Consider the following 26,434-nt stretch of genomic DNA (forward strand, 5'->3'; position numbering starts at 1 on the left):
CGCGGGAAGCCGAGCCTTGGCTCGCCTTCCCGCCCCCCGTTATTGGTGCGCCGGCCGCCTCCCCGGCGGCGCGATTAAAGTCAGGCCGCCTGGACGCGGCTTTCGTGGTTTGCCACCAGTTCCTTCACGGAAGCGAGAACCTGGGCTTCCATGTCCGCGCGCATCAGCGAGAAGGCGACGTTGGCGGCGATGAAGCCCTGCTTGCTGCCGCAGTCGAAGGTGCGGCCGCTATATTTCTGCGCATGGAAAGACTGCTTTTCGGCAAGCCGCTTCATACCGTCGGTCAGCTGGATTTCATTGCCCGCGCCGCGTTCCTGCCTGGCGAGAATATCAAAGATTTCCGGCTGCAGGATGTAACGGCCATTCAGGTAATAATTCGAAGGCGCCTTGGATGGTTCCGGCTTTTCGACCATTTCAGTGACGGCGAAGCCATGATTGACCTTCTGGCCGACGCCGACGACGCCATAGGACGAGACTTCTTCCGGCAGGCATTCCTCGACGCCGAGAATATTGCCGCCGACTTCATCGTAAAGTTCCATCAGCCCGGCAATGCAGCCGCGTGCGCCATAGGAAACCATATCAGGCAGCAGCAGGGCGAAAGGCTCCTTGCCCACCAGTTCGCGCGCACACCAGACGGCGTGGCCGAGACCGAGCGGCACCTGCTGGCGCGTATAGCTCACCGTGCCAGCAACCGGCAGCATCTTTTCAAGCTGCAATACCTGCACGGTCTTGCCGGAGCGGGTGAGCGTGTTGATGAGTTCCGGCGCGCTGTCGAAATAGTCTTCGATGGCGGTCTTGTTGCGGCTCGTCACGAAAATAATGTGTTCGATGCCGGCCTGCATGGCCTCGTCAACGGCATATTGCACGACCGGACGATCCACGATCGTCAGCATTTCCTTCGGCATCGCCTTGGTGGCGGGCAAAAACCGTGTGCCGTTGCCAGCTACGGGAATGACGGCTTTTCTGACAGTTTTGTTCAGGTCCATCGCGTTCTCCTTCATCAAGGTTTGATCTGTCCCCAGTCCCCGCGCAGATTTCGTCCACGCGTCAATTTCACGAAATCTGTCTTTTCACCCCTGTATTCGCCGCGGGCGCAAACATCGCGTCCCGCAGCCTCCTCAGCCGCACTGCAATCGGCATTCGCAAATGCCCCAGTACGGCAGGATCCCTTATCGTGGTCTTCAAGGCGCCCAGTACCGAGCGGCTCTTGATGTTTTCCACCAATGTCAAAAAATTATGCGCCAGCCGCAGGCTGCGGGCTCTCGCCTGCTGCGCATCCATGGCGGCGGGCAGCAAAGTGTAATGGCTGAGGAATTCCCGATCTGCCCGCATCATCGCTTCGACGTGATGAAGTTCGAGCACGCGCGAAATCGAGCCTTCGCGGATATTGTAGACATAACCCGGCTTCGGTTCGATGACGCAGAGACCGCCGGCGGCGAGCGCCGAGGCGAGCAGGATATAATCCTCGCCGATGCGGATATCCTCGCGGAAACGCAGTCCCTCGCTATTGAGGAAATCGCGCCGGAACATCGGTTTCATATAGCCGAAATTGAAGGTGGCGCGGAAAAGAATGTTGGAGGAAATGAAGTCCTCAAGCGTGAGAACCGGCCGTTCCTCCAGAAATTCTTCCGGAAACATCGTCTCCATGGGCCTGCCGTCGGTATAGACGACATCGAGATTATCGACCGCAATCGCCGCATTAGCAGCTTCCGCCCGGCACATCATGCAGGCGGAACGCTCCGGGCGAATGACATCGTCGGAATCGAGCACGGCGATCCAGCGCCCGGTTGCGGCTTCGATGCCGGCATTGCGCGCCCCGCCCGGACCGAGGTTTTCGGCAAGAGCAAGCAGGCGGACGCGCGGATCGATGATGGCGATACCTTCCACGAGCGCAATGGTGTCATCGGCGGAACGGTCATCGACGACGATAACCTCCAGCGTCACACCCTGCTGGTCGAGTGCGCTTTGAATCGCGGCTTCAATCGTATCGGCGGCATTATAGGCGGCGATGACGAAGCTGATATCGGGCGGCGAGGCAAGGTTTTCCATCAGGTCGCCTCCACCGCGCCATACTGGCGGATTTCACGCACGCCGAAAGCGCCGCTCATCGAGCCCATATGCAGTGCGCCACGCAGCGCATAACGGTTGCGGCGCACGGCGTTGAAACCGTTCAAGGCGGCGAAGACGGCGCAATAAAGCACTTTCGAACCTGCCTTCAGCACCTGCACCGCGCGGCGTATACCGGGTTTCCTGTCCGCCAGCACGCGGCCATGGGTCTGGCCGGAGCGGAAGCGGCGTTTGGCAAGCCACATGAAGCTTGCGCGGTTTTCCGGCACCGGTTCGGACAGCATGGCATCTTCCGCAAAGACGATGCGGCCGCCGGCGGCGTGAAGATGCGAAAAGAAATGAGTGTCTTCGCCGCCGCTCTGGCCAAGCGCCAGCGCGAAGCGCCGGCCCTTTACCGAGGGCGCATCCATCTTGAGCAATGTGTTGCAGGTATAGCCGGTAATGATCTCGCCATTGACCCAGACGGGAACGGTCGAGTGGAAATCGCCGCGTTTCATCCAGCCCGGCGCGTTTTCGCGATAGACGGCCGTCACCGGGCCGAGAACGGTTTCCGCACCGGTCTCGTCGGCCTTTTCCAGAAGGGCGGAGAGCCAGTGCGACGGGGCGGTCTCGTCATCATCGATGAAGGCCAGATAATCCGCCTTGCATTCTGACAGGCAGGCATTGCGGGCAATCGAAATATTCGATTTCGGGCAATGCACATAGGTAATCTCGAAGGGCGCGGTGTCGCGCAGGCGATCGACGCTCGCCCTGGCGCTTGGCTCCTCGTCATTATCCGCGACAATCAGCCGAACTTTCACGCCTTCCGGTACGTCGAGCTCGAAGAGTGACAGAAGTGTGGCGACAAGCGCCGGGCGTCTGTAGGTGCAGATGCCGATATCGACGGTTTTCGAATCATCTGGGCGGGTGACGGTGTTGTCGGTCATGAGACAGCCTTTCTTCCCCGGAATTTCAGGAGTTCCAGCCAGAAGCCGGTGGACCAGGCCAGATGCATCACCATTGCCGAAAAGGCGGCGAGCGGGCCGTATGGGTTTTTCTGACCTATTGCCATCCACAAGCCATAACCCACACATGCGGCGATCCAGAGGCCAAGCGGAATAAGTGCCGCCCAATGCACAAGCGACAGCAATGCGAAGATGAAGACCGGCAGGACGGCGAGCGGAATCATCTGGCGGATTTTCGGGATGGAGCGATGTTTCAACAGGTTCTTCGCCCGGCCGCGGCCATAGGCGAGATATTGCCGGAACAACGGCATGACGCTCGCGCGCGGATAATAGGTCATGCGGGTCTTGTCGGTCATCCAGATGCGGAAACCGGATTTGCGCAGGCGGAAATCCAGTTCGGCATCCTCATTATGGCTGAAGCTCTCATCATAACCGCCGACCGCGTCGAAAGCGGCGATCCGCATCAGCGCGTGATGGCCATGGTCGATCCAATGGCCTTTGGCACCTTCGCGGTGCTTGGAGCCGCCATTGCCGAGCTTGGAATTCTGGGCGATGGCCGTCGCCTTCTGAAACAGGCCGTGGCCGACCGTATCCATGGCGACGACGACGGAATCCGCGCCGGTGCGCTCCGCATCCTCGATCAGCCGCTGGCAATAATCATCGGGATAATCGCCATGGGCGTCGATGCGGATGAGATAGTCGAAATCCTCGCCGAAGGTGGCGACGGCAAGGTTGATTCCGGCGCTCTGGATGCGCTTCGGATTGGCGAGAAGCGTCACGCGGTCATCCGCCGTCGCAAAGGCGGAAACGATATCGCGGGTTCCATCCGTGCTGCCGCCATCGGCAACCACGATGCGGAAAAGACGCCCCTGCATCGCACCGGTGAATTTGACAAGCAGCCCCTCGATCGTCTTCGCCTCATTGAGGCAGGGAATGACGATCAGCGTTCTTATGCCGGAATGACCAAGACCTTCCATGATTTGCCCCCTACGCACTACACGGGTGAAAACTGCGCTTCGCGGGCATGGCCGGAAGCGGATTTGGCGAGAGAGGACAATTGCTGGACCAGCAGACGGCAATCGTCGCGGTCGGTCAGCCATTGTTTCCTGTCGAGTGTTGAGAGGGTGTTGAAGGCATCCGCATAGGTTTGCGGGCTCATCTGGTTAAACAGCGCGGCGAGATCGTCAGCGCCGGCATGGTGCAGGACGAAGCCGATATCGCGCTTTTCGATGAAGCGGGCGGTTTCCGTGCCGGCAAGCGCAATCGGCAGAGTGCCATAAAGGCAGCCTTCGTAAAGCCGGTTGGGCAGCAGCCAGCTGGAATTCTGGCCTTCCTCGAAAAAGTCTATCGCCCAGGTGAACTGCACCTCGTTATAGATGGCGGCAAGGTCCTCGGGGTTCTTGTAAGGCCCATGGAAATGCACATGCGGGGCGGTAGCCACGAAGCCGTCGAAATCGGCAAATTCCGAATAGGCCGGCCGGCCGCGCAGGATGATTTCGACCTTGCCCTCCATTCGACGGGCAAATTCGGCGAGGATTTCCAGCGACTTGCGGCAGCGAAGCGCGCCGAACCAGCCGATTTTCCAAGGCTCGCCGGGGGCGGGAGCGCGTGGCTGCGGTGTGGCGGCAACAGTGGCGTCGAGCGCCAGCACCTTGTTTTCCTGTAGCAGGACGGGAAGATCGAGGCCCGACACGGGCTTGAAATAGTGCTCCACAAAGGCCGGAGAGCTGGTGATCAGCAGCTTTGCGTCGCGGGCGAAATAACGCTGCGCGGCATTCAGCATCTGTCCGGGCTTGCCCGGGTTGAGAAGCAGGCGGTGAATGTCGAGACATTCATAAACCAGCGCCGGCTGCCCGGCATAGATCGACATGGCCCGCTTTGCCAGAGCCAGCATTTCCAGGTTTCTGGCAAGAATGACGTCAGGGGCGGGGATGCCGCTTAATGTCTTGCCGAGCGAAAGGTTGGCTTTCGCCACCGCGGCCATGCGCTGCAGAAACTGCCCGTCAGCGGTTTCCCCGAGCACGACCGGCACGACGCCTTCGATCTCCGCCAGTCGGTTCTGTCCGCGCCGGAAGCCCGCCAGCGTCACCCGCGCCCCGCCCGCAAGCAGGGTCAGCACCCGCCGACGAATGGCGGGGTCCGACAGATCATGCGCGAGATATAGAACATGGGTCATGCAAGGGTCCGGTTGGTTCATGCGTCAGAGACGCCGCGGATGACGGTTTGGTTCAAAAAAATCAGTTGAGGGCGCAGGCGATGGATTCCGGGAACTGACATTTGTCGCCGAGCGCAGTGAAGGCAAACCGGTCAACGATCATTTGCGATGGTCCTGCATAAGAAAACCGGCCCATCCAGTCTTTCAGCGTGTCGGTGCCCCACAGGCTGAAGAAGATCTTCTGGGCATTCTGGGGAATTTTCGTTTCGTCCGTCACTTCATGGACGAGCTTGCCGTTGACGTAGTAACGCAGGCGCTGCGGTTCCCAGACAAAGGCGTAATCGTTGAAGCCGGCATCGGCGCCGCCTTCCACCGGCACCAGCTTCTCATTGCCGCCCTTGGCGGAAATATACTGGTTGAGCTGCACCTGGCCCGTATTCCTGCCCAGAACCTCGAAGTCGATTTCATCGTGCGGTTTCTTGTCGGTTGGGCCGATATAGGTGAAGAAGGCGGAGTTCAGGCCGGAACCGGTGGCGGCCTTCATACGCGCTTCATAGGTGCCGTAACGATAACGCCCTTTGGTCTGGATTTCGCCGCAGGCGAATTTGCGGTCGCCGGCCTTGGCGTCTTCAAAACCGAGCGTCAGCTGGCCGTTTTCCACCGTCGCCAGTTTCTTCGACCAGGTGCAGTTCTGATGCGCACCATTGTTCCAGCCGTCGGAAACGTACCAGAAGCTTCTGTCCATGGAATCGAAGTTCTCGATGAAGGATGCGCCATTGCCTTCCTGCGCCTGGCCGGGCGTTGCAAAGGGGGTGACCAGAAGGGCCGCGGCGAGAAGAATGCGTGTCTGAACGCGGGTGACAAATGTTGTCATTGGTTCACCTCTGTCGTTGCGAATAAAGTGTTTCGGATGTGGGCGGACCGATCATGGAGGCCCGTTTGGTCGCAAAATCGGCCTTCGTCTTGCCTTTGCCGTTTCGGCTTCCGGTCAGCACGGCATAGACGGCCGGCAGGTATTTGCGGGTTTGGGCATTGCTGACCACCAGAATGACGAAGGCGGAGAGCGTCGCGCTGATATAGAAGGCGGGGTAGAAATCCGGCCCGCCCTTGTTCCACACCATCCACATGATCACGAGCAGCGGATAATGGGCGCAGAATATCCAGAAGCTCAGGCTTCCGGTTTCCGCAAGCCGCCGGCCAAGCCTGCTACGGATCAAAAGCGCGGACGATGCCCAGAAACCGAGCGCGCCGAAGACTGCGAGGAGATTGCGCGACATGTTGAGCCAGAAGGTGAATTCCGGCCCGGTGAAATAGAGGCCTGTCGCCAGCATGGCCGAGGCGGCAAAGGTCAGCGCCATGATCGGCAGGGCGTAAGGATCGAGCGCCTTGACGTCGACGCGGTGGAGCGCGAGCGCAATGCCGAGCGAGAAGCTGAAAAGGATGGATTTCTTCTGGACGATGAAGATCGTCAGGTCGGGCAGGGCTGTGATGAGCAGCAGGATGGCGAGCGTCGGCAGGGCAAAACGGCGCATCAGAAAGGCGAGCACCGGCGACAGCAGGATGCAGACGAAGAGGTCGCGCAGGAAATAAAGCGGCACATTCACCGGCAGCTCTTCGAGCGCCGTACCATGGCTGATGATCTCACGCGGGCTGGCGTTCCACAGATCGGGGAAATAGCCTACACCGACATCAAAGAGCTGGATGAGCAACACGGCGGCAAACAGCGCACCATTCCAGAGAAGGAAGGGCAGCAGCACGGTTTTCGACTTGGAACGGATCGTCGCCGGATAATCGAAACCGCTCATGCCGCGTCGAAACAGCAGATAGCCGGAAATGGCGCTGAGACAGGGCACGCCGATGCGAAACAGCGCATCGCCCAGAAAAACCCGCAGCCAGTCGAAGAAGCCGTAAAGGCCGAGAAAAGGGCTGGTTTCGGCATCGTGCGGCACATGGACGAACACGATTCCAGATATCAGCAATATGCGCATCAAATTGATACGGGAGGATAGGTTCTGATCGACAGTCACATCAGTCACCCCTATTGGGCGGCGTCCACCCACGCCGCGTTGCAACCAGAGCGAACTTAAGCCCGCACTCGCAAGTCTGGTTTCGACTTAAGGGTAAAATGTGGCGACGCGGGAAAAACGCAAGCTTAGATATTGCGGGTAATTGTCTGGCGTTTCGCCATATGCTGCTGAGACGGAAAATTAAATAATTGAAATTATTCAATTTTATTCAGGATTGGCGATGATTAAAAATAGCTGAACTGTGTGAAATTGTCATTTGTCGTGATGCTGCATCGCAAAAATCAGACCCTGGCGCCCCGCGTCGGCGCGTGAACCCACGGTGAAACAGGTTGGTTCACGGCCGAAATGAGGCGCAGTTATTCTAACCTTGGGTTGCGCTTTCGCGTGTTCGCCGCGATTTGACCATTCCGAGGATTTTTTTCAGCAATGCGCGTTCGGTGAGCAGGATGAGCCCCGTATAGATGATGCCGCCGACGGCTGCCCCGATGAGGACCTGAAGTGTCGCATTGGGAATGCGGTCTGCAAGGATGTGAAGTAGGTAACGCACGGAAACGGCCATCACCAATGCTGCAATCATTGGCCTGCTGCTGATGTAGAGACCGCTGAAAAAGGGCGTGTCGCTTGCCTTGAACACGGCCCAGGAATAGGCCACGAGAGTGACCGCATTGACGATGCAAAGCCATATCATCGCATCGATCAGGGTGCCGTAAACAGCGGCAGCCCAGACCGCGACCGTGGTGACGATGGCGCGGATCGTGGCCGACCAGAACAGCACGCGCCCGTAACCCGCACCCTTCAGATAGGGGATGAAGGTGCTGCATGGCGTCAGAATGGCCTTTGACAGGGCCAGAAGTCCGAGAACCGGCCAGGCATAGGCCCAATTCTGGCCGAAGATGACAAGCATGGCCGGCTCGGCCACGGCCCAGAGGCCAAACATCATCGGCGCAAGCAGCACGGTGAGCACCTGTGTGCTGAACATCAGCGCGTCACGCCGGCGCTGCGGATCGTCCATCATGCGGCTGAAGGCCGGAAACAGGACGCCCATGACGGCTGACAGCACGACCTGATTGGGAATGCTGGCAAAGCGGTTGGAGGCGGAATAGGCGCCGGCATCCGCCAGACCCAGGTGTCGGGCAATGACCACCATCGGTGACTGGAAGGTAACGAAATTGGCGATTTCCGAGCCCATCAGCCCCGAACTGAAGCCGAGAAGCGGCACCAGCCGGCGCGGTTTCATGACGAAACGCGGGCAATAACGGGAAACGGCATAAAGCCCGACAAGACGGATGAGGGCTGCGGCGAAAAGCTGGATGATGAGCGCCCAGACGCCGAAGCCGAGAAGGGCGAGAGCGACGGCGACGACCGCCGCGATGCTTTCCGACGCCATGCTCCACACCGCGTCCTGGCTGAAGTTCATGCGCCGGGCGAGCAGCGAATAGGCGACATCGCCTGCGAGCTGCAGCGGAATGAGGAAGGCCATGATGCGCAGCAGATAGGCACTCTCCACCGCACCCAGCAGCCCGCCGAAAAATTCCGCCCAGATGTAGAGAACGGCGGCCATGGTGCAGGAGATCGCCAGATTGGCCCAGAAGACGGTATGGATCGTATCCATATCCTCTTCCTTTTCGACGATCAGGGCAGAGGTCAGCCCCGCGCCGGCGATCATGGTCAGAAACTGTACAACCGTTAGTCCTACCGCGACCACCCCGAATTCCTCCGGGGAAAGCAGTCGAGCGAGAATCGGGACGGTGACAAATTTAAGCCCGAATGTGCCTGTTTTAGACAGGACGCTCCAACCGACATTCGTGGTGATGGTCTTTACATTTGGAGCTGGGGGCATACAAGCATCCTGTTTCTGGAGGCCGGCGGGAGGATTGCCGGTTGGGAGTTGCCGATACCATCGGGGCCGTTTTTAGGATCGGGCCCGACACTTCTTGATCAACGCAAGGGGCGAAACAATGGCAAGATTTACTGTCGTCATTCCCTATTACCAAAAGCAGCACGGGATTCTGGGACGTGCGCTCGCATCGGTTTTTGCGCAGACTTACCAGGAGTTCGATCTTGTCATCGTCGATGACGAATCGCCCTACCCGATAGACAAGGAACTTGCGGAACTTTCGCAAGAACAGAAAGACCGAATTATTGTCATCAAACAGGCCAATGGCGGTCCGGGCGGTGCGCGCAATACCGGTCTCGACCATGTTCCTGACGGCAGCGACTACGTGGCATTTCTGGATTCGGACGACATCTGGACGCCGGATCATCTCCAGAACGCCGCCTCCGCTCTCACGACATTCGGCGGTGAGTGCTACTGGGCATCCATGCAGGCAAGTGACGAATTTTATTATCATTTCGCCATTTCCGCGCTGGAGAAGAATGAGGGTGCGGCAAGGCTTTCGGAGCGGCCTCTGCTGATTGAGCTGCCGGATCTGGCAAGCGTGATGCTGCGCAACTGGAGCTTCCTGCATCTCTCCTGCATGGTGATCGGCCGTCCTCTTTTTGAAAAGATTCGCTTCGACCCGGCGCTGCGTCTGGCGGCTGAAGACGTCCTGTTTTTCTGTGATTGTATCCTTGCATCGAAGCGAACGCTTCTGTGTGACGATGCCGGCGCGATGCGCGGCATGGGGGTCAATATCTTCCACAGCATCGACAATACCTCGCCGGAATTCCTGCGCCAGCAGTTCAATACCTGGGTGGCGCTCGATACGCTGGAGGGCCGTTTTTCGCGGCGGCCAGCCGATGTCGCCTCCATTGCTTCTTATAAAAACACGGCGCGAAAACAGGCGCTGTGGAGCCAGGCGGGCAATCTGAAACGGCGCAAGGCGCCCGAATTCGGGCTGCTCCTGAAGTGGGCGATGCGCGATCCGGCACTTCTGCGCGCCGCTTTCGAGCTAGGTGCTGGAAAAATAGTCCGCTCCAGATGAGCGAATTCTCGCCCGCAAGAATTTATATGTTTTTTCACCCAGGAGTGACCTCATGAAACCTTACCACTGGGAATCTCATCACGGAAATTTCGGTGACGATCTCAACCTGTGGCTGTGGGATTTTCTGCTTCCGGGCCTGCGCGATGTGCATGACGATGTCATGCTCGTCGGCGTCGGCACCGTGCTGAATGATGTTCTTTTGCCCGCAAAGCAGCGCAAGCTGGTGATCGGCAGCGGTTATGGTTATGGCGCGGTGCCGGATACCAGCACCGAGTTCTGGGATATTCGCTGCGTGCGCGGCGAAAAAACCGCCGCCAAGCTGGGGCTCGCGCCTGAGAAGGGCATTGTCGACCCGGCTGTCATGGTCACCGAGATGCCTGATTTCAAAGGCCTGCCGAAGCTCTACAAGAAGACCTTCGTTCCGCATTGGGAATCGGCGGAATTCGGCATGTGGGAAACGGTCTGCGAGCCGGCCGGGCTGACCTATCTCGACCCGCGCGGCGAGGCAAAAGCCGTCATCCGGGCCATCGCCCAGTCGGAATTCATCGTGGCCGAATCCATGCATGGCGCAATTCTCGCCGATGCTTTCCGCGTGCCATGGGTGGCGGTCACCACATCCCCCTCGATCAACAGTTTCAAATGGAGCGATTGGGCCGGCAGCGTGGGTGTGGAATATAATCCACGTTACGTGCCCGTTTCCACCCGCGCCGAAGCGGCGAAAAAGGGCTCGCGTTTCTGGGGCATGAGTTTCCCGCCGCCACCGGCCTCTGTTATCGCTGAGACCGGTTCTGTTCCGGCGCATGAAGGCCCGGTGCATGAAGGTGATGTGCTGGTGCGGCCGCAGGAAACCCAATCCCGGTCGTTGCGCAAACTGGCCAAGCAGGTTCTAGCCGCCCCTTCCACGCTTGCACTGTGGCAGGCAAGCCGTGCCGAGCCGCGTCTCAGCCCGGATGGCAGGCTGGAAGAGCGCAAGGAGCGTTTTTCCGCCGTGCTGGAAACGATCAAGCGCGATTATCTTTGAAGGTGGAAGCACCGGCTGCGGCGGGGAATTTTCTGCCGCCTTTTGCCTGAAATGTTAGTTAGCCAGTCACTCTACCGTCATCCTCGGGTCAAGCCCGAGGATGACGGTGGCGTATTTGGCGAAGTTTGCCTCACCCGATACGCGGTACCCTCACGAAACCGGCGTGCCGTCGAGAAGATAGCGCACGTCCCGCACCGGCTGCACCGGTTTGCGGAAACGGGCTGTCTTGTCGGTCCAGAGGCCGTGCGTGATGGCGGGCAGGGCCGGAAGGCGTGTCAGTGCGTGGCTCAGTGCGCCTCCCATTCCCTTCTGCTTTTTCGCATCGAGAAAGTGGCGAAGCTCGAATTTGGCGCGCACATGTTTCTCGTGTTCGCGCAGGATCGCCGTCTCGCTTGCTGAAAGCTTGCAGCCCGCGAGTATCGCCCTGTCCGCCTCATATAATCGGCGAAGATCTTCGGTGCTGTGACGCCCGCTCAGCGAATTGCCACGAACGATCGCGCCATAACCGCAATGGCGGATGACCTTGTAGCGGGCGCCGGCGGCAAGCGCGCGCACGTAAAGCTCGTAGTCTTCGCCAAGCCGCAGGGCCTCGTCATAACGCAGCGCATGTTTGTCGAGAAAGGCGCGGCGTATCACCGGCTTCAGGAAGCCGGTTTCCCCGCGCTCCACGCCGGGTCTGGAAATGTTTCCTTCCACGAACTCTGTGAGTGACAGAAAGCGGGCTTGTGGCTCAAAGCGGGCAGGCTGCATGGAGGATGCGCCTGGAACCGATTGCTGGATGAAGGCGATATTGTCCGCGACGAGGTCCCAGTCGTCATCGGCCAGCATGGCGGCGAAACGGCCTCTGAAAAAGAAATCGTCCGCATCGAGAATGCTGATCAGCGGCGCGGATGAAATGGAGATGGCGTGATTGCGTGCAGCCGAAGGGCCACGATTGATCTCGAACCGCACCACTCTCAAGCGGCCCGTGCCGTCGTCCGCCGCATGGGCCACCTCGCTTGTCGCGTCGGTCGAGCCATCGTCGATCACCACGACCTCCGCGACTTCCGGTTCCACAAGGGCGGAGCGGATGGCGATGTCTATCGTTTCGGATGCATTTTTTGCAGCGATGATGACGCAAATGGGCTGTGAACCGCTCACCATGGAATGTCCTTCTGCTGTGACGAACCGTCAGGATTTGGCCAGCAGAAAGTGTCAGGGGTGTGGATGCAAGTGATTTTTTTGCATCGCAATAAATCACTGTGCGTGAAATGTCACATATCGGTCAGTTTTGCGCCATGCGGCGGGGCGTTATTTGCGGCGTCCGCCGTCGCATTCTCGGCGCTGCGATCACGCGAGAATGTCTCGCGCATCCGGCGCTTCTCCCGGGCAACGAGAACCAGAATTGCAATAAAATAACCCACTTGCAGAATGACGGCGCAGATAAGGGTCTGGATAAATGCCGTATAGAGCGACCCGTGAATGAAATATGTGGCAACCGCAAAGATGAGCAATGCACCGATCATGCTGAAAAAAACACGAGGTGCATACATGGTGCTCTCCTCCCGAGAACGATTTCTCCATTTTTGGCTGCGCTGCGGCATTTTTTTTCTTTGCAAGAAATATACGATGAGACCGGTGTTGTTTCAACACACATATACTTCTTCTATCTGCCATGGCATGAAATTTCGGTAATCTTGATTGGTAAATTCCTCGGTAATCGGCGTTTTGCCCGTGTCATATCGGTCTAAAAGCACGGGCCAGGTCCTCCGCTCACCGTAAAACCAGCCTTCTCACGCGCTCTGCAGACTTCGTTAACCATCTCGCCTTTAAAAAAGTCGGTATTGATTCCTCAGACGAGCAGGGTGCCCGCGTGACGACGAGTTCAGAAGTAATCGCCTTTCCGGCAAAGAACCGTATTGCCGACGTAAAACGGTGTGCAACCATGCTCGACCAGCTGCATGGTGTGGAGGCGAATGATTTCTGGCGCAGGGAATGCCGTGAACTGGCCGCCTATCTGATGGGCCTTGGTTATGAGGACGCCGCCATGCGGCGCGAGGTCATGGAGTTTCAAAACGCGGTGCAGGCGGAATTATGGGCGGGCGATGTTGCCCCCGAGGCGCGCCGCGACAGCCACTGAGGCCTCAGCGTTTTCCATAAAAAAAGCCGGCGAGTGTTGCACCGCCGGCTTCTTTTGTTTCTGCCTGTTTCGATCAGGAGGCGCTGGCGCCGCGCGTGCGGGCAACACCGTCGAGAGCGGGCTTATATTTCGGATCGAGCCGTGCCGCATGCCCATAGGACTTGGCGGCCTTGGCCATCTCGCCGCGCCGCTCATAGACCAGCGCCTGGTTGGCCCAGGATTCCGCGACGTTACCGTCGAGCGAAATGGCGTGGTTGAAATCGGCGAAGGCGTTTTCGTCATCATTCAGCGCGACATAGGAAAGGCCACGGCCATTATAGGGCTCTGGCGAGGTGGAGGACAGCGAAATGGCCTTTGAGAAGTCCTCGATTGCCTGGGCGTGCTGGTTGCGCAGCTGGTAGATCAGGCCGCGATTGTGCCATGCGCGTCCGTCGGTGGTCTCAAGCTCGATAGCGCGGGAGAAGTCGTTGAAAGCCTCGTTCACGCGTCCGGACTGGCGGTAAAGATTGCCGCGGCCGATCAGCGCCACATCATAGCTCGGATTGATCTGCAGGGCCGCATTGTAGTCCTGCAGGGCCTGCTGCTGCTGGCCGGAGTTGCGGTAGACCAGCGCGCGGTTGGCATAGGCCTGGTAGAAGCGCGGGTTGAGCTGCAGCGCCTTGTTGAAATCCTCGATGGCGCGGCGGGAATCACCTGCGCGGCCGTAAGCCGAGCCGCGGACATTGTAGCCTTCGGGATCCTGCGGATTGGCGTTGATGACCGAGGTGAGCGAGGCGATGTTTTCCTGCGAGCCCTGGGCGCGGTCGATCCTGAAGACATCATCCGTCTGGTTGGACGTCGCGCAGCCGGAAAGTCCGGCGAGAACGGTGCAGACGACAAGGGAAAGATGAAGCCGCTTGTTGTTTCTCAGCGGTACCCGGCGCGTGGAGGCATCGGAGTTGTTTACAACACAGGCATCAACAGCGGTCATTCGGTGTGGGTTCCCTCGCAGGCCGGTCTCATAATCGTTGTCCCACGATCGGTCTCCGGCCACAAACACAAAGAGCGGCGGCGAATTGATCGCCCCCGCCCAACAAGCATTCAAAAACGTCCAAAAGACGGCCTATTAACGGCTCGCGCGCGGGGCCGCAATCAGACCTTCGCGCTGCGCACGCTTGCGTGCCAGCTTGCGAACGCGGCGAACGGCTTCAGCCTTTTCGCGAGCGCGCTTCTGGGAAGGCTTTTCGTAATAATCGCGCATCTTCATTTCGCGGAAAATGCCTTCGCGCTGCATCTTTTTCTTGAGAGCGCGAAGCGCCTGATCAACGTTATTGTCGCGGACTAGTACCTGCACGTGAATCCCGTTCCTTTTGTTTGGTTATCTTGCTGCGCGAATAAAGGCATTCGCGCGCAAACACAAAATCGTTCGCTAGGCCGTTTTGGCCGTGCGATTGGTGACGTGCATTATCAGATCATTTACGGCAAGTCCAGCCGGTAACCCGCAAACAACCGCTAAAATGCGACCGGTCCGCCTTTCTTGCCTTCATGTCAAAACAAAACCATCGCCGCGTCGCAAAAGGGATATTGCCTCCGGCCCCGATTTGCCATGTGTATTATACGTGCCGGCGCCATGATGTCCGGCTTCTGGCCGGTTCTTGAGGAGCAGACAGCGAATGCGCAAATATTCCGTTTTTGCCGTGGCGCGCGAGGCGTTGCGGGGTCATAAAGGGTGGGATGCGCAATGGGCGTCGCCCGAGCCGCGCAAGGACTATGACGTCATCATCATCGGCGGCGGCGGCCACGGTCTTGGGGCTGCTTATTATCTTGCCAAGGAACACGGCATCACCAATGTCGCGGTGCTGGAAAAAGGCTGGCTCGGCGGCGGCAATACCGGCCGCAACACCACCATCATCCGCTCCAATTATCTCTATGAAGAGAGCATGGATATTTATGAGCATTCCCTGAAACTGTGGGAAGGCCTGAGCCAGGATCTCAATTACAACGTCATGTATTCGGCGCGCGGCGTGATGATGCTCTCGCACAATATTCACGACCAGCAGTCCTTTAAGCGACATATCAACGCCAACCGCCTTTATGGCATCGATAATGAATGGCTGACGCCCGAACAGGCAAAAGCATATTGTCCGCCGCTCGATATTTCCGGCAATGCCCGTTATCCGATCAATGGTGCCGCCCTGCAGCGCCGCGGCGGCACGGCGCGCCATGATGCGGTCGCCTGGGGATATGCGCGCGCTGCTTCTGATCGCGGCGTGCACATCATCCAGAATTGCGAGGTCACGGCCATCAGGCGCGGGCCGGACGGTGCGGTGACGGGTGTCGAAACCAATCGCGGTTTCATCGGCGCGAAGAAGATCGGCGTTTCCGCCGCCGGTCACTCCTCCATCGTGATGAAGATGGCGGATGTTCGCGTGCCCCTGCATTCCAACCCGCTGCAGGCGCTGGTGTCGGAACCGCTGAAGCCGATCTTCCCCTGTGTGGTGATGTCCAACACGGTCCACGCCTATATTTCGCAATCCGACAAGGGCGAGCTGGTCATCGGCGCGGGCACTGACCAGTATAATTCCTACTCCCAGACCGGTGGCCTGCAGATCATCACTCATACGCTCGACGCCATCTGCGAGCTGTTCCCGATCTTCCGCCGCGTCAAGATGATGCGTCAATGGGGCGGTATCACCGACAACACGCCGGATCGTTCCGCCATCCAGAGCGTGACGCCGGTGCCCAATCTCTTCGTCAATTGCGGCTGGGGAACGGGTGGTTTCAAGGCGACGCCTGGCTCGGCCAATCTGTTTGCGCATCTGATTGCGCGCGGCGAGCCGCATCGTCTGGCTGCCGGACTGACGCTCGACCGGTTCCGCACCGGACGTCTGATCGATGAGGCCGCCGCCGCCGCGGTGGCGCATTGATGCTGGCGGCGGCTTTGGTTGCGGCCAATATGTCCGGTGCGTCGGCAATGGTGCCGGCGGGCAGCTTCGTTCCGGAGGCGGGAGATTTTCGCAGCCAGCAAATCCGCAGGATGCAGGGCGAACGCGACTGGCCCTTCGTGGCGGAAAAAGGCCTGCTTCTCTGCGCGCCGAGCCTGATGGAGAAGCTCGTCTATTTCGTCGGCGAGAAGGAAAATGGCGAACAGGACGAACCCTTCGCGATCGACACCGACATGATGGCGGTTGCCATCATCAATATGGGTCGGGCCTCGGCGCTGAAACCATTCGATAATTTCGAGCAGCTCTTGAAGCGGCTTTCCCCCTTTGTTGCGATGGGAAAGCGGCTGTGTGACCAACCCGCCGGAAGCGTCCTTCCGGAAAATTCTCTTTGAAGGTGGAGCGACGATGCTTCTGATCCATTGCCCCTATTGCCGGGAAGACCGTTCCGAACTCGAATTCCGCTGGGCGGGTGAAGCCCACATCGCCAGGCCGGAAAACATCGCCGATATTTCCGACGAGGCCTTCGCCGAATATTTCTTCATTCGCGACAACGACAAGGGTCTCGTTTTCGAGCGCTGGCGTCACATTCACGGCTGCGGCCGGTTCTTCAACGCAGCCCGCGATTCGGTCAGCGACAAATTTCTGATGACCTACAAGGCAGGCGAACCGAAGCCGGATGCCGAGACAGTTCTTTCCGGAGAGAAGGGAGAGGCGCAATGAGCGGCGCTTATCGCATCAAGGGCGCTGGCCGCCTGACACCCGCCAGAACCGCGCGTTTCACCTTCGACGGCAAGATCTATCAGGCGCTGGAAGGCGATACGGTCGCATCCGCACTGCTGGCAAACGGTGTGCATCTGATCGGTCGTTCGTTCAAATATCACCGGCCGCGCGGCTTTCTCTCCGCAGGTCCGGAGGAGCCGAATGCGTTGATCGACGTCTCGCGTGACAGCATGCGCAAGCAACCGAATGTCCGCGCCACGGTGCAGGATGTGTTCGACGGCGCGATCATCGCCTCACAGAACCGCTTTCCGTCGCTGTCCTTCGATATCAGCGCGATCAACGATTTCCTGTCGCCGATGTTTGCGGCCGGCTTCTACTACAAGACCTTCATGTGGCCGAAGGCCGCCTGGCATAAAATCTATGAACCCATCATCCGCCGTGCCGCCGGTCTCGGCAAGGCGCCGTCCGAGCCGGATGCAGACCACTATTCCGGTCGATACGCCCATTGCGACGTGCTGGTGGCCGGCGGCGGCGTTGCCGGCCTGACGGCGGCTCTCGCGGCTGCGAAAACCGGCGCCAGCGTCATTCTGGTTGATGAGAATGCCGAAGTTGGCGGTGCGCTGCGTTTCGATACCGGCGCAGTCATAGACGGCTTGCCCGGCTATGAGTGGGCGCAGAAGGTTCTGGCTGAGCTCAAATCCCTGCCCAATGTGCGTGTTCTGACCCGCACGACGGCCTTCGGTTATTACAATCATAATTTCGTGGCGCTCGCGGAGCGCGTGACCGATCACCTCGCCACGCCGGCCAAACACCAGCCGCGCGAGAGACTGTGGCAGGTTCGAGCCGGGAAGGTCGTCCTGGCAGCGGGTGCGATCGAGCGTCATATGGTCTTTGCCAATAATGACCGTCCCGGCATCATGCTGGCCTCGGCTGCCCGTATCTATCTCAATCATTATGGCGTGAGCGTCGGCAATAATGTCGGCGTCTATACTGCCCATGATTCCGCCTATGAAACGGCGTTCGATCTGAAAAAAGCAGGCGTGAAGATCGCCGCCATCGTCGATTGCCGCGAGAACCCTGATGCACGGCTGCTGGACGAGGCGCGGGCGCTGGGCATTGAGGTGCTGGCCGGCCATAGTGTTTACGACACGGCGGGGCGCCTGCGCGTTTCCTCCATGACCGTTGGCCGCAATGGCGGCTCGAACAAGCGCAAGATCGCCATCGACGCGCTCGTCGTTTCGGCCGGCTGGACGCCTTCGGTGCATCTCTTTTCGCAATCGCGCGGCAAGCTGAAGTTTGACGCGGCTAACCAGCGCTTCCTGCCGGATATCCATGTGCAGAACTGTGTGTCCGTCGGCGCCTGTAACGGCACGGACGATCTCACCGCATTGATTGCCGAGGCTGCCGCTGCTGGCGGTGGCGCCGTGGAATTTTCCGGCGAGAATGCGCGGGCCTGGACCGGCGGCATGATCGGTGCTGCCGAAGGGGCGGGTGAGGGCACCGGGGTCAAGGCCTTCATCGATTTCCAGCACGATGTCTGCGCCAAGGATATTCGCCTTGCCGTGCGCGAGGGCATGCACTCCGTCGAGCATATCAAGCGCTTTACCACCAATGGCATGGCGTCCGATCAGGGCAAGATGTCCAACATGCACGGTCTTGCCATCGCCTCTGAAGCGCTTGGACGGGATCTGCCGAAGGTCGGTCTCACCACCTTCCGCCAGCCCTATACGCCGGTCACCTTTGGCACGCTCATCAACCATTCACGCGGCGCGCTGTTCGATCCGGCCCGCAAGACGCCGATGCATGAGGAAGAGCTGGCTGCCGGTGCGGTCTTCGAGGATGTCGGCAACTGGAAGCGTGCATGGTTCTTCCCCCGTCCGGGCGAAGACATGCACGAGGCCATCAACCGTGAATGCAAAACGGTGCGTGAAAATGTAGGCGTGTTCGATGCCTCGACACTCGGCAAGATCGAGGTCGTTGGGCCGGATGCGGCGAAGTTCCTGAACCTCATCTACACCAATGCCTGGGATACGCTGAAACCCGGCCGCTGCCGTTACGGTATCATGACCCGTGAGGATGGTTTCGTTTACGACGACGGCGTTGTCGGGCGTCTCGCCGAGGATCGTTTCCATGTGACGACGACGACGGGCGGCGCGCCGCGCGTGTTGCAGCATATGGAGGATTATCTCCAGACCGAATTCCCCGAGCTGAACGTCTGGCTGACATCGGCCACCGAACAATGGGCGGTGATTGCGGTGCAGGGTCCGAAGGCGCGCGAGGTGATTGCGCCCTTCGTCGAGGGCATCGACCTTTCCCCGGAAGCCTTCCCGCATATGGCGGTGGCCGAAGGCACCTTCTGCGGCGTGCCGACGCGGCTCTTCCGGGTGTCCTTTACCGGCGAACTGGGTTTCGAAATCAACGTTCCGGCCGATTACGGCGCGGCCGTCTGGACCGCGATCCGCGAAAGGGCCGAAGCCGTGGGCGGTTGCCTTTATGGCACCGAGACCATGCACATATTGCGTGCGGAAAAGGGCTACATCATCGTCGGGCAGGATACCGATGGCACGGTGACACCTGACGATGCCGGGCTCGCCTGGGCGGTTTCGAAAAAGAAGACGGATTTCGTCGGTATCCGCGGTCTGAAGCGCCCGGATCTGATGCGCTCCGGCCGCAAGCAGCTTGTGGGACTGAAGACAAAGGACCGGCTGACCGTTCCGGAAGAGGGCGGCCAGATCGTCGTCGATCCGAACCAGCCAAAACCCATGACCATGCTCGGCCATGTCACGTCGGCCTATTGGTCGGAAAATCTCGGCCACTCCATTGCATTCGCGCTGGTGGCTGATGGCAGGGCGCGCATGGGCGAAACCCTTTATATCCCGCTTGCCGATAAAACCATTGCCGTCGAAGTGACCGACATGGTCTTCCTCGACAAGGAAGGAGCCCGTCTCAATGGCTGACACGCTGCATGCAAAACGCAAATCTGTGCTCGAGGATTTCCACGGCGGCTCGCCCTTCGTCTCGCTGAAGCCCGCCGCTTCCGCATCGCGGCTGTCGCTCCGTGCAAGGGAAAGCGCCGTGCCGGCCCTGTCGGAAGCGCTCGGTCTTGCCCTGCCCAGCAGCCCGAAAAGCTTCGTTACGTCGGGTCTGCGTTCCGCTCTCTGGCTCGGTCCGGATGAATGGCTGGTGATCGATCAGGGCGAAAGCGACCTGGTGGCGACGCTTGCCGGTGTCTCCGGCCTGTTTTCAGCAACCGAAATTTCCCATCGCAACACGGCCGTCATCGTTTCCGGTCCGGGTGCGGAAGCAGCACTCAATGCCGGTTGCCCGCAGGATCTGTCGCTCGAAAAATTCCCCGTTGGCGCCTGCTCGCGCACGGTTTTCGGCAAGGCTGAAGTGGTATTGCTGCGCACGGCTGACGATACGTTTCGCGTGGAATGCTGGCGCTCTTTCGCCGAATATGTCGGCGGCCTGTTGCAGGAGGCGGCGCAGGACATATTCACCTGAATTTCCATGCCGCCCCAGAAATGAAAGGCCCTCTATCGGCCTCGAATAGCTTTCTCGGTCAGAAAAGATGTCTGGGCCTAGAGAGTCTGCACATAGCCGACGCCGGCCTCCAGCGCATCCTTGAACGCCAGGCGTTGATGATAACTGGCTAGAAAACCCGCTTTTACGGCATTACCGCGCTCGTCCGGTGTGCCGTGATGCCCCGGATGGTCAACCGCGTGATCTCCGACGCTGAATTGTGCCAGGGCGATCGTCGCCGCAGGGAAATTTTCGTTATCGAGCTTGCGGCGGCCTGCGAAATATCCTGCGAGATAGTCCGCATGCAGCTCTATTCTTTTGACCGTCGGTTGCCCGCCCAGCCGGTCATCTATCCCATATTTATATTGTGCTATATGGCCGAATTCATGGGCGCAAACCGCTGCGATATAGGCGGCCGGATAGGCTGGCTGGTTCAGAAATTCCTGGAGAAAACGCAGGCCAAAAAGAACCGTGCCGTCCGAGCGGCCCATATAGTTGGCCGGGCTGGCATAGGCATTCTTTCCCTTCGCATCGTCGAGATAGGTGAAGCCGGGGAGGACATCAAACAGGTTACTCAGATAGTTCAAGGTCTGGGCCAGTGCATAATCGAAGTCCTTGTCCCCGGAAGTGGAGACCGGGGACTGGCCATCAACATATGAGAATTCCATCGTCTGGTTATTCGTTTCGGATGCAATCTCTGCGGCCGTCAGCGTGCAGCCGCTATAGGTTTGACACCAGCATTTACCAGGCAATGCGAGGCTGGCGCCACATCCGACAAGAAGGCCGCGTCTTGTAATCATGGCGTTCACCTCAGGGGCAAAGTTCGGGAAATTTTTGGCATGCCTGGTTGTCTGGGGGTGGCTTGGGGACCGGATTGGGATTGGGATTGGGATTTGGGTTTGGGTTTGGGGTAGGGGGAGTGGGGTTCGCGATTCCGCCAGGCACCGAATTAAACTGAAAATTCTCAAACCGCTGCGTCATTTGAGAAAATGCGAGTTGCCAATCCGCATATCCATTCTGGTGAACGGTCCTGCAAGTCAAAAAACTACCCAGCGGCAGTACATTTTCCCCGCCGATCATAACGTTATGAACAGGTCCAAGTTGAACCAGTGGAGGATAACGACCTGTTCCACCTGTCTGTTGAAGGATAGCAAATAATGCCTGCTGTCCAAATGCGGACTGTAGTTGCGGTCCCCCCATTTGAAGCAGGGTGGCAATAGTTGCGCAGGCATTAATGGCGGCCTGTGACCCCATTTGCTGCTGCGCAGCTGCCGGATCTGCAGCCAAGGTGAAAAATGCAAGTATATTTATGAGTTTCGGGGCTTTGATACGCAATTAAAATCCCCCTCTAGATAAGGTTTTATGAAGAGGAGCACGGTTGTATTTCTTTTACAAGTACTAGTTGGATTTTTGGCGGGCGCTTCGTTTAAAATCTCTGCTTTTCCGCTTTCCATCCCCGCCATTCCACCCAGCGTCCATGGAAATCGGCACGGCCGATTTCCTGCTTCTCGCCGGTCGGCCAGATTTGCAGGGTAATAGCGGCGCTTCCCGGTGTCGTATCCCCTTCCATCTGCAGGCGGGCAAGCGGCGCATCCGGCGTTGCGCGGGCGCCGGCTTCGGTAATCAGTGCCTCGCCGGCCTGTTTCAAAATCTCCGGGAAATATTGCCAGGCAACCGAATGATAGATGACATGGGTAGCGCCCGGATGGCCCGTGGCAAGGCGGCGTTTCAGCCAGTCGATTGCGTCGGCTTTTTCAACATGCAGGCCGTTTTCCTCTGCAATGCGAAGGGCCGCTGCCGTCCGCTCCAGCCTGTCGGTCTGGTCGGCCCAGAGATAGGACATCAGCCGCGAGCGATCCTCGGCGGATGACGGGTCGAGGGGGTTGAGATCGCAGCCGGCCCGCTCGATGACCTCGACCTGCGTATCGGGTGGGGCATTTCCGCGCCATTCGGGTGACATGAACACTGAGGATTGCCGACCCCAGGCAAGATCACCAAGGCGATACTGGTAACGGTCGAATTGCAGGTTGAGCCCGGCGCTTGCGCCGACCTCGGAAAGGGCCAGCGGCTTACCGGTAAGTCCTGCTACGGAAAGAAAGGCTGGTAGCAATACGGCGGAACGACGGACTTCGTTGGTCTGCGGCGGTGATTTCAGTCTTTCGAGGATGAAGGCCGAATGGAAACGCAGGGCATCTGCACAAGCCCGCCAGAGGGCATCCTCGTTTTCGGGTGCGATATCGACAAGCGGTCCGATCTTATCCTCAAGAACAAGCGCATGCAGGGCACCTGCCAGCCGCAGGGGTACGGAATCGCCCGAGGGGCCGACATCGCCGGGCCAGGATAAAATCCTCTCGCCGACCTCCGTCTGGCGGTCCAGTCGCGCCGCCACCGCGCGGCAAAGCCGTGCGGTAAAGGGCGAACCAAGGCTGTCGCAGGCCCTTGCCTGCACGAGAAACGCATTCCTTACGGCTTCGTCATGCATGGGGCCGTCTCCTTTGCGCAATCTGGCGTTAACTGGCTCTATCGGCCTTACCATTGGCGATGGCTTGATCATCGAAACCGAAGTTTCGCATCAGTGCGTGATGCTCGTCCGATCCAATATAACGACGCAGCGCCGCATCGACCGCGCTCTGGAGCTTCCGGTCTGATTGGCGGAAAGCAAATGCGCCTGAGGCCGCCGGTCGTTCTTCTGGTGATACGGCGACAATTTCGAGATCCAGCTGGGGATTTTGCTGTAGAAAGCCGAGATGTGCCATGGCCACGCTCGCATAGGCGTCGGCGCGCCCATCGAGGACGGCTTGAGCGGCGGCGTCGTAGGTCTCGCAGATGAGGATGCGGTCATTGGGCATGCCCGCTTCCACAATTACGCGATGCTGGATCTGATCACGGATCGCGACGAGCGTACATTCTGGATCTCTCGTTGCCGAGGCGTATCCGTCCAGATTTCTGGGGTTGCCCTTCATCACCAGCAGGCCATCGGGCAATGCCCAGATCGGATGGCTGAATGCAACGATCCTTCTGCGTTCAGCCGTATTGAAGAGGCCAGTGGTCATGTCCCAGAGGTTCTCGTTCAGGCCGGGCAATAATTGCGAGAATTCGGCTTCGATGAATTCAATGTCGTGAATGCCGATCATGGCCAGAATGACTCGCGCCAATTCCACATCGCAACCGGTGACATCACCGGCTTCGTTCCTGTAGTTGAACGGAGGTTCTATCAAATAGGCGAATCTCACAGACACTCCGATCTCAAGCCGCGATGCATTTCCCCCTCAGACGTCCTGTGGCCTGTCCTCGGGGTTGAACTGGGTGATGGTGGTCCAGCGGGCGGTGAGCGCCGGTTTCTGCTCGTTTTCGATCTCCACCGTCACATCATAGGTCGTCACCAGCATGGCGGCGCCACGAAAACGCGCCTCGGCCAAGATGAAACGTCCGCGCACGCGCGCGCCGCTTTTGACCGGCGCGACGAAGCGGACGGCGTCAAAGCCGTAATTGATGCCCATGGTCGTTTCGCGAATGCGGGGCAGGGCATCGTAATTCAGCGCCGAAAGCAGCGAGAGCGTCAGGAACCCATGCGCGATGGTGCCGCCGAAAGGGCTTTCCGCCTTGGCGCGTTCGGGGTCCGTATGGATGAACTGCTCGTCCAGCGTTGCTTTTGCGAAGGCGTTTATCATCGACTGGTCGACGGTAATCCAGTCGGAAACGCCCATTTCCGTACCGACGAAATTTTTCATTTCCGCCAGCGCTATGTCCTTTGCCATGTTACCTCTTCTGGGTTGTCTCGCGGCACTTATAAAGGTGCCGGGGCCAGGCGATCAACCGCGTCGATAAAACACCACAGAGCGGGCGGGAAGGAAGGCGGGATTGCCGAAATCCGTACCGATCGCCCGCCAGCCATCGCCGGGCAGGGTGAAGGGAACGATCTTGCGGCCGCGGTTGATGAGAACGGCAAGCTCGGCGTCGTCCCCGGTTTCATGATCTAGGGTTGAGAGCACCATGGCGAATGCCGGCCCGTCCGGTCTTTCCCATTCTTCCACCGTCATCGGTTTGCCGCCCGGCGCAAGCCATTCCACGTCGCCATTGCCGGAGAAAAAGCCGGTTTGCGAAAAAATGCCGAACCTTTTGCGAAGTGTGGAAAGGAACGCCGTGTGATCGATCAGTTCGGGTGAGAGTGACGACCAGTCGACCCAGGTGATGTCGTTATCCTGGCAATAGGCATTGTTGTTGCCGTGCTGGCTGCGGCCTCCCTCATCGCCGGCGGTCAGCATCAATGTGCCGCGGCTGACGAATAGCGTGGAAAGCAGCGCTTTCACATCGGCAATGCGCGCGGCGACAATGGCAGGATCATCGGTCAGACCCTCGATACCATTGTTCCAGGAGTGATTTTCATTGTGGCCATCGCGATTGTTCTCGCCGTTTTTCTCATTGTGCTTGTGTTCGTGGCTGACAAGATCGAACAGGGTAAAACCGTCATGGGCGGCAAGGAAATTGACGCTGCGGGTGCTGGAGCGGCCATGGCGGGAAAAGATCGGCGAAGAGCCGGAGAGCGCATTGGCCAGGGCGCCGGTCGTTCCCGCATCACCGCGCCAGAACCGGCGCATATCGTCACGGGCGCGGTCGTTCCATTCCAGAAAGCTTTCAGGAAAATTGCCCAGCTGATAACCGCCGGGCCCGATATCCCATGGTTCGGCAATCAGCACACGGTCATAAAGCACGGGGTCCGAATGCATGGCCGCCAGCGTTTCGCTTGCCATGTCAAAGCCGCTCGCGGTTCTTCCGAGAATTGGGGCGAGATCGAAACGGAAGCCATCTATGCCCGCACTCAAGACGAAATGTCGAAGTGAATCGATGATGAGCTGGCGAATATAGGGATGATCGCAGGCGACCGTATTGCCGGTACCGGTATCGTTGACCAGCACGCCGGGCTTATCCTGCGGGTGGCGAAAGGCAGTCAGATTGTCGAGCCCACGCAATGACAGGATGGAGCCGGCGCTGTCGCTCTCACCGGTATGGTTGAAGACCAGATCGAGAATGACGCCGATGCCTTGCGCATGCAGCGCGGCGACCGTGTCGCGCAACTCGCGCACACCGCCGGGGCAGAGGCGCGGATCGAGCGCCATGAAGCCGACCGGATTGTAGCCCCATGCATTGGAAAGGCCGAGCGGCGGCAGGTGGCGCTCATCGATCCAGGCGGTGATCGGCATCAGCTCCACCGCATCGACGCCGATTTTTTTCAGGTGCGCGAGAATGGCAGGGTGGGCCAGCGCCGCCACGGTGCCTCTCAACTCTTCCGGCACTTGCGGATGTAATCTGGTGAAGGATTTGACTGAAAGTTCGTAAATCAGCCCGCCCTCGGTAAAAAGCGGCGGCTGGCGCTTGAGCGGCTCATACTCTGAAAGGATCGCCTTTGGCGTGACCGCGCCTGTTTCCTCGCCAAAGGCATAAAGCGCCGGATCATGCCGGAACGGCCGGTCTATCTGTGTCGCGTAGGGGTCGAGCAGCAGTTTTGAGGGATCGAACCAGAGACCATGTTCGGGAGCGTAAATGCCGTGGGCACGGAAGCCGTATCGCGTGCCGGGGCCAGCTTCTGTGACCGTCAGCCGGTGAATGTCATTCTCACCGCGCGACATCGGCAAACGGGCTATCTCTTTTTCGCCCTTTGCATCGAAAAGGCAAAGGGCGATTGCAGAGGCGTGCCGGGAATAGACCGTGAATTCCGTACCGTTTTCCGTCTGGATCGCACCTTTGGGGAAAACGGATGGTGTCTGCATGGTCTGTTTCTCCGGGGATGATGTTTCTTCTCAAACGCGTCGGCAGGGTTGGAGGAGGCTTATCCTTTCACCCCAAACTCCCAAAGGGCTGAAACCTCTCTTCCGTCATCCTCGGGCTTGACCCGAGGATCCACGACCCCCGCCGCACCATGGATCCTCGGGTCAAGCCCGAGGATGATGCCGAATGTGGCGAAGGGTGTGTCACCCCGATAAGCTGCCTTGCCAAACGCCATCGTATTGCGC

Annotated in this window: 26 protein-coding genes; 8 read left to right on the forward strand and 18 right to left on the reverse strand. The window is 59.0% G+C overall.

Translation table 11 applies throughout. The annotated features are described in order from the left end of the window. Positions 1-80 precede the first annotated feature (80 nt). The 8 genes from FY152_19860 to FY152_19895 form a co-directional block, all read right to left on the reverse strand. Positions 81-986, reverse strand: a complete 906-nt coding sequence (locus FY152_19860; protein ID UXS34390.1) for a UTP--glucose-1-phosphate uridylyltransferase — start codon at positions 984-986, stop codon at positions 81-83. A 67-nt stretch (positions 987-1,053) separates the two neighbouring features. Further along, the gene (locus FY152_19865) at positions 1,054-2,049 is read right to left on the reverse strand and encodes a glycosyltransferase family 2 protein (protein ID UXS34391.1); all 996 of its coding nucleotides are present in this window, start codon (positions 2,047-2,049) and stop codon (positions 1,054-1,056) included. Next, on the reverse strand, positions 2,049-2,993 hold the full coding sequence (locus FY152_19870) for a glycosyltransferase family 2 protein (protein ID UXS34392.1): 945 nt from the start codon (positions 2,991-2,993) through the stop codon (positions 2,049-2,051). Before FY152_19870 ends, FY152_19865 begins: the two co-directional genes overlap by 1 nt. Then, positions 2,990-3,988, reverse strand: a complete 999-nt coding sequence (locus FY152_19875; protein UXS34393.1) for a glycosyltransferase family 2 protein — start codon at positions 3,986-3,988, stop codon at positions 2,990-2,992. The genes FY152_19870 and FY152_19875 overlap by 4 nt, the downstream gene beginning before the upstream one ends. A gap of 17 nt (positions 3,989-4,005) precedes the next feature. Further along, positions 4,006-5,187: a glycosyltransferase family 4 protein gene (locus tag FY152_19880; GenBank protein UXS34394.1), complete on the reverse strand. Its 1,182-nt coding sequence runs from the start codon at positions 5,185-5,187 to the stop codon at positions 4,006-4,008. A 61-nt stretch (positions 5,188-5,248) separates the two neighbouring features. Then, the gene (locus tag FY152_19885; GenBank protein ID UXS34395.1) at positions 5,249-6,040 is read right to left on the reverse strand and encodes a family 16 glycosylhydrolase; all 792 of its coding nucleotides are present in this window, start codon (positions 6,038-6,040) and stop codon (positions 5,249-5,251) included. Positions 6,041-6,044: 4 nt separating this feature from the next. Next, a complete protein-coding gene (locus FY152_19890; GenBank protein ID UXS35122.1) occupies positions 6,045-7,154 on the reverse strand; it encodes an acyltransferase in 1,110 nt (369 codons plus the stop codon). A gap of 400 nt (positions 7,155-7,554) precedes the next feature. After that, complete coding sequence (locus tag FY152_19895; protein UXS34396.1) at positions 7,555-9,033, reverse strand: lipopolysaccharide biosynthesis protein; 1,479 nt, start codon at positions 9,031-9,033, stop codon at positions 7,555-7,557. Positions 9,034-9,151: 118 nt separating this feature from the next. On the opposite strand from FY152_19895, the gene FY152_19900 reads away from it, so the two are divergent. Then, positions 9,152-10,117 (forward strand): glycosyltransferase family 2 protein, encoded by a 966-nt coding sequence (locus FY152_19900; protein UXS34397.1) that lies wholly within the window; start codon positions 9,152-9,154, stop codon positions 10,115-10,117. Between the two features lie 52 nt (positions 10,118-10,169). Further along, on the forward strand, positions 10,170-11,138 hold the full coding sequence (locus tag FY152_19905; protein UXS34398.1) for a polysaccharide pyruvyl transferase family protein: 969 nt from the start codon (positions 10,170-10,172) through the stop codon (positions 11,136-11,138). A 150-nt stretch (positions 11,139-11,288) separates the two neighbouring features. On the opposite strand, the gene FY152_19910 is transcribed toward FY152_19905, so the two are convergent. After that, the gene (locus tag FY152_19910; protein ID UXS34399.1) at positions 11,289-12,281 is read right to left on the reverse strand and encodes a glycosyltransferase family 2 protein; all 993 of its coding nucleotides are present in this window, start codon (positions 12,279-12,281) and stop codon (positions 11,289-11,291) included. Positions 12,282-12,391: 110 nt separating this feature from the next. After that, a complete protein-coding gene (locus FY152_19915) occupies positions 12,392-12,670 on the reverse strand; it encodes an exopolysaccharide production repressor exox (protein UXS35123.1) in 279 nt (92 codons plus the stop codon). Between the two features lie 320 nt (positions 12,671-12,990). On the opposite strand from FY152_19915, the gene FY152_19920 reads away from it, so the two are divergent. After that, entirely contained in the window at positions 12,991-13,257 is a 267-nt protein-coding gene (locus FY152_19920; GenBank protein ID UXS34400.1) for a hypothetical protein, read from the forward strand. A gap of 73 nt (positions 13,258-13,330) precedes the next feature. On the opposite strand, the gene FY152_19925 is transcribed toward FY152_19920, so the two are convergent. Continuing rightward, positions 13,331-14,227 (reverse strand): tetratricopeptide repeat protein, encoded by an 897-nt coding sequence (locus FY152_19925; GenBank protein UXS34401.1) that lies wholly within the window; start codon positions 14,225-14,227, stop codon positions 13,331-13,333. Between the two features lie 135 nt (positions 14,228-14,362). Continuing rightward, the gene (gene rpsU, locus FY152_19930) at positions 14,363-14,590 is read right to left on the reverse strand and encodes a 30S ribosomal protein S21 (protein ID UXS34402.1); all 228 of its coding nucleotides are present in this window, start codon (positions 14,588-14,590) and stop codon (positions 14,363-14,365) included. 319 nt (positions 14,591-14,909) lie between these two features. On the opposite strand from rpsU, the gene FY152_19935 reads away from it, so the two are divergent. The 5 genes from FY152_19935 to soxG are packed head-to-tail and all read left to right on the forward strand — an operon-like array spanning position 14,910 to position 20,405. Further along, positions 14,910-16,163 (forward strand): sarcosine oxidase subunit beta family protein, encoded by a 1,254-nt coding sequence (locus FY152_19935; protein ID UXS34403.1) that lies wholly within the window; start codon positions 14,910-14,912, stop codon positions 16,161-16,163. Then, a complete protein-coding gene (locus FY152_19940) occupies positions 16,163-16,573 on the forward strand; it encodes a hypothetical protein (GenBank protein ID UXS34404.1) in 411 nt (136 codons plus the stop codon). The genes FY152_19935 and FY152_19940 overlap by 1 nt, the downstream gene beginning before the upstream one ends. Before the next feature lie 13 nt (positions 16,574-16,586). Next, positions 16,587-16,901 carry a sarcosine oxidase subunit delta gene (locus FY152_19945; GenBank protein UXS34405.1) on the forward strand — a complete coding sequence of 105 codons (315 nt, stop codon included), beginning with the start codon at positions 16,587-16,589 and terminating at the stop codon, positions 16,899-16,901. Continuing rightward, positions 16,898-19,858, forward strand: a complete 2,961-nt coding sequence (locus FY152_19950; GenBank protein ID UXS34406.1) for a sarcosine oxidase subunit alpha — start codon at positions 16,898-16,900, stop codon at positions 19,856-19,858. The genes FY152_19945 and FY152_19950 overlap by 4 nt, the downstream gene beginning before the upstream one ends. Next, positions 19,851-20,405: a sarcosine oxidase subunit gamma family protein gene (gene soxG / locus FY152_19955; protein UXS34407.1), complete on the forward strand. Its 555-nt coding sequence runs from the start codon at positions 19,851-19,853 to the stop codon at positions 20,403-20,405. Before FY152_19950 ends, soxG begins: the two co-directional genes overlap by 8 nt. A 77-nt stretch (positions 20,406-20,482) precedes the next feature. Here the strand turns inward: soxG and FY152_19960 are convergent, their stop codons facing one another. The 6 genes from FY152_19960 to glgX all read right to left on the reverse strand — a co-directional run bounded on the left by FY152_19960 (position 20,483) and on the right by glgX (position 26,191). Next, on the reverse strand, positions 20,483-21,091 hold the full coding sequence (locus tag FY152_19960; GenBank protein ID UXS35124.1) for a metalloprotease: 609 nt from the start codon (positions 21,089-21,091) through the stop codon (positions 20,483-20,485). A gap of 142 nt (positions 21,092-21,233) precedes the next feature. Further along, entirely contained in the window at positions 21,234-21,758 is a 525-nt protein-coding gene (locus tag FY152_19965; GenBank protein UXS33297.1) for a hypothetical protein, read from the reverse strand. 91 nt (positions 21,759-21,849) lie between these two features. Next, positions 21,850-22,905, reverse strand: coding sequence for a DUF2332 domain-containing protein (locus FY152_19970; protein ID UXS34408.1), 1,056 nt, complete (start codon positions 22,903-22,905; stop codon positions 21,850-21,852). Positions 22,906-22,933: 28 nt separating this feature from the next. Continuing rightward, on the reverse strand, positions 22,934-23,656 hold the full coding sequence (locus FY152_19975) for a transporter substrate-binding domain-containing protein (GenBank protein ID UXS34409.1): 723 nt from the start codon (positions 23,654-23,656) through the stop codon (positions 22,934-22,936). 36 nt (positions 23,657-23,692) lie between these two features. Next, on the reverse strand, positions 23,693-24,181 hold the full coding sequence (locus FY152_19980; protein ID UXS34410.1) for a MaoC family dehydratase: 489 nt from the start codon (positions 24,179-24,181) through the stop codon (positions 23,693-23,695). A gap of 54 nt (positions 24,182-24,235) precedes the next feature. Further along, positions 24,236-26,191, reverse strand: a complete 1,956-nt coding sequence (gene glgX / locus FY152_19985; GenBank protein UXS34411.1) for a glycogen debranching protein GlgX — start codon at positions 26,189-26,191, stop codon at positions 24,236-24,238. Between the last annotated feature and the right edge of the window lie 243 nt (positions 26,192-26,434).

Source organism: Agrobacterium tumefaciens (assembly GCA_025560025.1).
Taxonomy (GTDB): domain Bacteria; phylum Pseudomonadota; class Alphaproteobacteria; order Rhizobiales; family Rhizobiaceae; genus Agrobacterium.